The sequence below is a fragment of the Actinosynnema sp. genome, from assembly GCF_052038725.1.
Map to the genome: position 1 here is coordinate 1 of NZ_JBQGCX010000861.1, position 2114 is coordinate 2114.

Here is a 2114-nt window from a genome sequence, read left to right on the forward strand (position 1 = left end):
CCGCGGTGCTCGTCCGCGCACCCCGCCGCCGCCAGCACGGACAGGGCTCCCATCAGGATCCAGCTTCGCATCACGCGTATCAGATTCAGTTGTGTCGGCGGACAGTGCACGGAGGCGTCGGAGGCCAATTGCATGCCATGCATCGTGATGCAGCCCGGCCACGGCACCGCGGCTCATTCGGGGCATGTTTCTGCCTCGACCCGTGGCCGGACGCCGATCGATCTCCAGCAGGCATTGCTCACTTTCATTTACGGACATATATTCCCAGCACTGTCGAATCCCTGCCGTCCAGCCCGCGGCGGACGGCCCACGCACCGTGTCCCGAGGAGAGCACCATGAACAAGATCAGCCTCAGACTGGACGACCTGCAGGTGAGCTCGTTCTCGACCAACGAGCCGGAGCCGCAGATGGGCACTGTCCAGGCGCACGGGCAGGGGCTTCTCGCCATCACGGCGCTGCCCGGCTGTATCCCCGGCTGCAACACGCGCAACACCTGTTCGACCAACCTCTGCTGAGCACGGCAGGCGACGTCGATGGAAAGCCCGCGCGGGGTCCGTACCGCGCGGGCTTTCTCGTGCCATCGCGGATCGGCGCGCTCCGCGACGCCATGCCGACGAGCTGACGATCAGACCAGCATTGTCATCTCGGACGCGATGCGCTTACGATGTTGCCAAATGCGGGTGGATCCGGCCGCGCGCGCCGTGTCGGCCAGGCAGGTCACTTTCGACGGGAGCTTCCAGCCGTGCCGGTCTACCGCGTCATCTACGACGTGCGCGAGGTGTCCGACGTCTCCACCGAGCTCCTCGTGCAGGTCCTCGTCGCCGAGGGGCTGGGACTGTGGATGGTGGGCCGCGCCGACGCGTGGCTGTGGTCGCGCGGCGCGCTGGCCGGCCGTGACGCGGACGCGGCGCCGGCGAGCGCCAGCCGGCTGCGGAACGTGGGGCTCACGTTCGCCATGTTCGCGCTGCTGCTGGGCGGCTCGATGTACTGGATGGAATATTCCGGAAAGAAGCGGCTGCGCGACGCGCTGGAGAGCGGCGACTTTACGGTGGTGGAGGGGCACGTGCAGGCGTTCCAGCGCGGCGACCGCGGCGGGCACCAGGAGGAGCGCTTCACCGTCGTGAGCGACGGCCGGCGCTACACGTACGAGTACAAGTCGAGCAACCTGGAGCCCGGCTTCCACGAGAGCCACGGCCCGATCCGCGAGGGCTTCTTCGTCCGCATCGCCGACGTGGACGGCCAGATCGCCCGGCTGGAGATCGCGAACTGAGTGAACACACCTTGAGAAAGTGAAAGTTGTCCTGTAAGCAAAATGCACCTATACTACCACTCACTTGGCGCATTTGCGTTAACTGAATCGAAGCTTTCATTCGAGGAAGAGTAAGTACCGGCATTCGCAATAACGCGTCATCCGCAGCCATCCCGGATTGGGTGGGTTCACCCATACGACCTTGCTGAGAGCACATCAATGTGGCACCCACGTATCATGATTGCCCTGTTTCTCGCGGCGGTAGCGACAGCTGCGTGCACTGACACCCCGACTGCACCGGGAGAGGCCAGGATCAGTACAACGGGCAGGGGCCCCAGCAGCAACTACATTCTGGATCCGGTTGTGGTAGTCGGAAAGCCGGAATGTAATCCCTGGTTGGACCTTAACTGGTGCCAGGGCGAAGATGGGGGCAGCACTTGCATGACCAGCGTCCCCAACCAGCCCACGGACCCAGACTTCGTCGCCCCGACAAGCACCTGTCCGGAGCCCGGAGATGGAAGCGGTGGTGGAGGGGGATGGGGGGGAGGATATCCTGGTGGCGACTCCGAAGGCGACTCGGAAACGCCATCAACATGGGATGACTTCATCGATCAGGATTCCCTTCCAAACTGCGCAAATAGCAGTAGCTGGACCGCAGATTGGCACGCTCCCTACTGCAACGGTACCGCACCGACAGGTAGCACGCTGTCTGCATTCCAAAGCGAGTTGAGCGCGATGGAGGCGAAAGGCCCCTGGTGTGCTCAGCTGGCCCAATTCGGCCGAACGTTGCTCAGTCAGGGCCGCGTAAGGTACTACGCAGGCTCGGGTCCCACGCTTAAATCATGGGGAGGAGCAAGCGCCGGCA

2 protein-coding genes are annotated in these 2114 nt (G+C 63.9%); both read left to right on the forward strand.

Annotated features, from left to right (window positions below; genetic code table 11):
- The first annotated feature begins 335 nt into the window (after nucleotides 1-335).
- Entirely contained in the window at nucleotides 336-515 is a 180-nt protein-coding gene (locus tag ACTUAL_RS17625; RefSeq protein ID WP_440901041.1) for a hypothetical protein, read from the forward strand.
- 227 nt (nucleotides 516-742) lie between these two features.
- The gene (locus ACTUAL_RS17630) at nucleotides 743-1270 is read left to right on the forward strand and encodes a hypothetical protein (protein WP_440901042.1); all 528 of its coding nucleotides are present in this window, start codon (nucleotides 743-745) and stop codon (nucleotides 1268-1270) included.
- The last annotated feature ends 844 nt before the right edge of the window (nucleotides 1271-2114 follow it).